The sequence below is a fragment of the Pseudomonas sp. SCT genome (assembly GCF_003864275.1).
Lineage (GTDB): Bacteria > Pseudomonadota > Gammaproteobacteria > Pseudomonadales > Pseudomonadaceae > Stutzerimonas > Stutzerimonas stutzeri_AE.
On record NZ_BDJA01000022.1, the window covers coordinates 1 to 5,829 of the forward strand.

The 5,829-nt window shown below is 51.7% G+C and carries 2 tRNA genes and 3 rRNA genes; all 5 read right to left on the reverse strand.

Features of this window, described 5'->3' with window-relative positions:
• Window positions 1–61: 61 nt before the first annotated feature.
• The 5 genes from rrf to BHD08_RS22785 all read right to left on the reverse strand — a co-directional run bounded on the left by rrf (window position 62) and on the right by BHD08_RS22785 (window position 5,263).
• Window positions 62–177 (reverse strand): 5S ribosomal RNA (gene rrf / locus BHD08_RS22765).
• Between the two features lie 131 nt (window positions 178–308).
• Window positions 309–3,199, reverse strand: a 23S ribosomal RNA gene (locus BHD08_RS22770).
• Between the two features lie 253 nt (window positions 3,200–3,452).
• A tRNA-Ala gene (locus tag BHD08_RS22775) sits at window positions 3,453–3,528 on the reverse strand.
• A 30-nt stretch (window positions 3,529–3,558) separates the two neighbouring features.
• Window positions 3,559–3,635: transfer RNA gene (locus tag BHD08_RS22780), tRNA-Ile, on the reverse strand.
• Between the two features lie 91 nt (window positions 3,636–3,726).
• Window positions 3,727–5,263, reverse strand: a 16S ribosomal RNA gene (locus tag BHD08_RS22785).
• Together the 16S, 23S and 5S rRNA genes with 2 tRNA genes alongside form the textbook arrangement of a ribosomal RNA operon.
• Window positions 5,264–5,829: the final 566 nt, after the last annotated feature.

The window sequence follows — 5,829 nt, forward strand, 5'->3', positions numbered from 1 at the left end:
TTTCCAGAGCCCAAAAGCAAACCCCCGACCCGCTTTCGCGGATCGGGGGTTTGGGAAAGGAGCTTGACGATGACCTACTCTCACATGGGGAAACCCCACACTACCATCGGCGATGCGTCGTTTCACTACTGAGTTCGGGATGGGATCAGGTGGTTCCAACGCTCTATGGTCGTCAAGCAATTCAGTTGCTGCCTCGGGGTTTAGCCGCTGCAGCCAATTGGGTATGTGATCAAGGTATTGCGTGTTCGTGCAGATTTTCGGTTTTACTGTCGACTTACCGTCTAACAGCCAAATTGTTTGGGTGTTATATGGTCAAGCCTCACGGGCAATTAGTATTGGTTAGCTCAACGCCTCACAGCGCTTACACACCCAACCTATCAACGTCGTAGTCTTCGACGGCCCTTCAGGGAGCTCAAGGCTCCAGTGAGATCTCATCTTGAGGCAAGTTTCCCGCTTAGATGCTTTCAGCGGTTATCTCTTCCGAACGTAGCTACCCGGCAATGCCACTGGCGTGACAACCGGAACACCAGAGGTTCGTCCACTCCGGTCCTCTCGTACTAGGAGCAGCCCCTCTCAAATCTCAAACGTCCACGGCAGATAGGGACCGAACTGTCTCACGACGTTCTAAACCCAGCTCGCGTACCACTTTAAATGGCGAACAGCCATACCCTTGGGACCGGCTTCAGCCCCAGGATGTGATGAGCCGACATCGAGGTGCCAAACACCGCCGTCGATATGAACTCTTGGGCGGTATCAGCCTGTTATCCCCGGAGTACCTTTTATCCGTTGAGCGATGGCCCTTCCATACAGAACCACCGGATCACTAAGACCTACTTTCGTACCTGCTCGACGTGTCTGTCTCGCAGTCAAGCGCGCTTTTGCCTTTATACTCTACGACCGATTTCCGACCGGTCTGAGCGCACCTTCGTACTCCTCCGTTACTCTTTAGGAGGAGACCGCCCCAGTCAAACTACCCACCATACACTGTCCTCGATCCGGATAACGGACCAGAGTTAGAACCTCAAAGTTGCCAGGGTGGTATTTCAAGGATGGCTCCACGCGAACTGGCGTCCACGCTTCAAAGCCTCCCACCTATCCTACACAAGCAAATTCAAAGTCCAGTGCAAAGCTATAGTAAAGGTTCACGGGGTCTTTCCGTCTAGCCGCGGATACACTGCATCTTCACAGCGATTTCAATTTCACTGAGTCTCGGGTGGAGACAGCGCCGCCATCGTTACGCCATTCGTGCAGGTCGGAACTTACCCGACAAGGAATTTCGCTACCTTAGGACCGTTATAGTTACGGCCGCCGTTTACCGGGGCTTCGATCAAGAGCTTCGCTTGCGCTAACCCCATCAATTAACCTTCCGGCACCGGGCAGGCGTCACACCCTATACGTCCACTTTCGTGTTTGCAGAGTGCTGTGTTTTTAATAAACAGTCGCAGCGGCCTGGTATCTTCGACCGGCATGGGCTTACGTAGTAAATACTTCACCCTCACCGGCGCACCTTCTCCCGAAGTTACGGTGCCATTTTGCCTAGTTCCTTCACCCGAGTTCTCTCAAGCGCCTTGGTATTCTCTACCCAACCACCTGTGTCGGTTTGGGGTACGGTTCCTAGTTACCTGAAGCTTAGAGGCTTTTCCTGGAAGCATGGCATCAACCACTTCGCTTTCTAAAAGAAAGCTCGTCATCAGCTCTCGGCATTAAGATCCCGGATTTACCTAAGATCTCTGCCTACCACCTTAAACAAGGACAACCAACGCCTTGCTGGCCTAGCCTTCTCCGTCCCCCCATCGCAGTAACTAGAAGTACGGGAATATTAACCCGTTTCCCATCGACTACGCTCTTCAGCCTCGCCTTAGGGACCGACTCACCCTGCGTCGATTAACGTTGCGCAGGAACCCTTGGTCTTTCGGCGTGCGAGTTTTTCACTCGCATTGTCGTTACTCATGTCAGCATTCGCACTTCTGATACCTCCAGCCAGCTTCTCAACTGACCTTCACAGGCTTACAGAACGCTCCTCTACCGCTCAACTTACGTTGAACCCGTAGCTTCGGTACCTGGTTTGAGCCCCGTTACATCTTCCGCGCAGGCCGACTCGACTAGTGAGCTATTACGCTTTCTTTAAAGGGTGGCTGCTTCTAAGCCAACCTCCTAGCTGTCTAAGCCTTCCCACATCGTTTCCCACTTAACCAGGATTTTGGGACCTTAGCTGACGGTCTGGGTTGTTTCCCTTTTCACGACGGACGTTAGCACCCGCCGTGTGTCTCCCGTGCTGACACTTGCTGGTATTCGGAGTTTGCATCGGTTTGGTAAGTCGGGATGACCCCCTAGCCGAAACAGTGCTCTACCCCCAGCAGTGATACACGAGGCGCTACCTAAATAGCTTTCGAGGAGAACCAGCTATCTCCGAGCTTGATTAGCCTTTCACTCCGATCCACAGGTCATCCGCTAACTTTTCAACGGTAGTCGGTTCGGTCCTCCAGTCAGTGTTACCTAACCTTCAACCTGCCCATGGATAGATCGCCCGGTTTCGGGTCTATTCCCAGCGACTAGACGCCCTATTAAGACTCGCTTTCGCTACGCCTCCCCTATTCGGTTAAGCTCGCCACTGAAAATAAGTCGCTGACCCATTATACAAAAGGTACGCAGTCACCTAACAAAGTAGGCTCCCACTGCTTGTACGCATACGGTTTCAGGTTCTATTTCACTCCCCTCTCCGGGGTTCTTTTCGCCTTTCCCTCACGGTACTGGTTCACTATCGGTCAGTCAGTAGTATTTAGCCTTGGAGGATGGTCCCCCCATATTCAGACAAAGTTTCTCGTGCTCCGTCCTACTCGATTTCACTTCTAAGATCTTTTCGCGTACAGGGCTATCACCCACTATGGCCGCACTTTCCAGAGCGTTCCGCTAAAATCAAAGAAGCTTAAGGGCTAATCCCCGTTCGCTCGCCACTACTAAGGGAATCTCGGTTGATTTCTTTTCCTCAGGGTACTTAGATGTTTCAGTTCCCCTGGTTCGCTTCACACACCTATGTATTCAGTGTGTGATAACCATCTTATGATGGCTGGGTTCCCCCATTCAGACATCTCCGGATCAAAGTCTGTTTGCCGACTCCCCGAAGCTTTTCGCAGGCTACCACGTCTTTCATCGCCTCTGACTGCCAAGGCATCCACCGTATGCGCTTCTTCACTTGACCATATAACCCCAAGCAATCTGGTTACTGTCTATAACGTGAAGACGACATTCGCCGAAAATTTGCATAGAGAACACGCAAATTTTACCTTGACTTGAATAACCACCAGTGAGAGTGATTACTCAAATCTACTTCTATCACATACCCAAATTTTTAAAGAACAGTTCTGGCGCAAAGACCAGAAATCAATACCCTCACCCATCAGCAGATGCGCAAGCAGCACTCATTTCTGAGCTTTCAGCGATTATCGAGTTAATGGTGGAGCCAAGGAGGATCGAACTCCTGACCTCCTGCGTGCAAAGCAGGCGCTCTCCCAGCTGAGCTATGGCCCCATCTACAGATCGGCCACATCCCATGACAATTGGTGGGTCTGGGCAGATTCGAACTGCCGACCTCACCCTTATCAGGGGTGCGCTCTAACCAACTGAGCTACAGACCCAATCGTCTCTCTCGGGTCGAAACCCAATCGCTTTTCGCTAGTGAATCAAGCAATTCGTGTGGGAGCTTATGAAGAAGCTGAAGTCTTCGATTAAGGAGGTGATCCAGCCGCAGGTTCCCCTACGGCTACCTTGTTACGACTTCACCCCAGTCATGAATCACTCCGTGGTAACCGTCCCCCCGAAGGTTAGACTAGCTACTTCTGGAGCAACCCACTCCCATGGTGTGACGGGCGGTGTGTACAAGGCCCGGGAACGTATTCACCGTGACATTCTGATTCACGATTACTAGCGATTCCGACTTCACGCAGTCGAGTTGCAGACTGCGATCCGGACTACGATCGGTTTTATGGGATTAGCTCCACCTCGCGGCTTGGCAACCCTTTGTACCGACCATTGTAGCACGTGTGTAGCCCAGGCCGTAAGGGCCATGATGACTTGACGTCATCCCCACCTTCCTCCGGTTTGTCACCGGCAGTCTCCTTAGAGTGCCCACCTTAACGTGCTGGTAACTAAGGACAAGGGTTGCGCTCGTTACGGGACTTAACCCAACATCTCACGACACGAGCTGACGACAGCCATGCAGCACCTGTGTCAGAGTTCCCGAAGGCACCAATCCATCTCTGGAAAGTTCTCTGCATGTCAAGGCCTGGTAAGGTTCTTCGCGTTGCTTCGAATTAAACCACATGCTCCACCGCTTGTGCGGGCCCCCGTCAATTCATTTGAGTTTTAACCTTGCGGCCGTACTCCCCAGGCGGTCGACTTAATGCGTTAGCTGCGCCACTAAGATCTCAAGGATCCCAACGGCTAGTCGACATCGTTTACGGCGTGGACTACCAGGGTATCTAATCCTGTTTGCTCCCCACGCTTTCGCACCTCAGTGTCAGTATTAGCCCAGGTGGTCGCCTTCGCCACTGGTGTTCCTTCCTATATCTACGCATTTCACCGCTACACAGGAAATTCCACCACCCTCTGCCATACTCTAGCTCGCCAGTTTTGGATGCAGTTCCCAGGTTGAGCCCGGGGCTTTCACATCCAACTTAACGAACCACCTACGCGCGCTTTACGCCCAGTAATTCCGATTAACGCTTGCACCCTTCGTATTACCGCGGCTGCTGGCACGAAGTTAGCCGGTGCTTATTCTGTCGGTAACGTCAAAACAGCAAGGTATTAACTTACTGCCCTTCCTCCCAACTTAAAGTGCTTTACAATCCGAAGACCTTCTTCACACACGCGGCATGGCTGGATCAGGCTTTCGCCCATTGTCCAATATTCCCCACTGCTGCCTCCCGTAGGAGTCTGGACCGTGTCTCAGTTCCAGTGTGACTGATCATCCTCTCAGACCAGTTACGGATCGTCGCCTTGGTGAGCCTTTACCTCACCAACTAGCTAATCCGACCTAGGCTCATCTGATAGCGCAAGGCCCGAAGGTCCCCTGCTTTCTCCCGTAGGACGTATGCGGTATTAGCGTTCCTTTCGAAACGTTGTCCCCCACTACCAGGCAGATTCCTAGGCATTACTCACCCGTCCGCCGCTGAATCATGGAGCAAGCTCCACTCATCCGCTCGACTTGCATGTGTTAGGCCTGCCGCCAGCGTTCAATCTGAGCCATGATCAAACTCTTCAGTTCAATACTGCTTGGGTTTTGAGAAAACCCTAAACTTGGCTCAGCAATCGCAAATCTCTTTACAAGTAAAGAGTAACTCTCGAATAAACGAGTGTTGCTTTGTGATGCTGATAATCTATCTGACCATCAGTCTTACATTCACAAGCACCCACACGAATTGCTTGATTCAGTTGTTAAAGAGCGTTTCGATCAAGTCTTTCGTCTCAACCGAGGCCGCGCATTCTACAGCAGCCTTGTTACCTGTCAAGCTGTTTTTGAAGAATTTTTCGTTTCTTCTCAACCGCTTGCGCTTTCGATCAACTCTCATCTCTCGTCAGCGGGAGGCGAATCATACAGCGTTCAAAACCGCTGTCAACCACCTCTTTCAACCGCCTCCGATCAACCTGACCGAAGCCACCAACAGGACTCAACCGCCACCCTGTCAGCCCGGCGCATTCTACTCGAATCCGCCATCCGTGCAACCCTTTTATTTCGCTAACCTTTTGATTTACAAGAGGTTTTGCTTAAGGACTGCGCCGGAAGTGGTGCGCATTATAGGAGCCTGAAAACTAACGTCAACCGTTTATTTC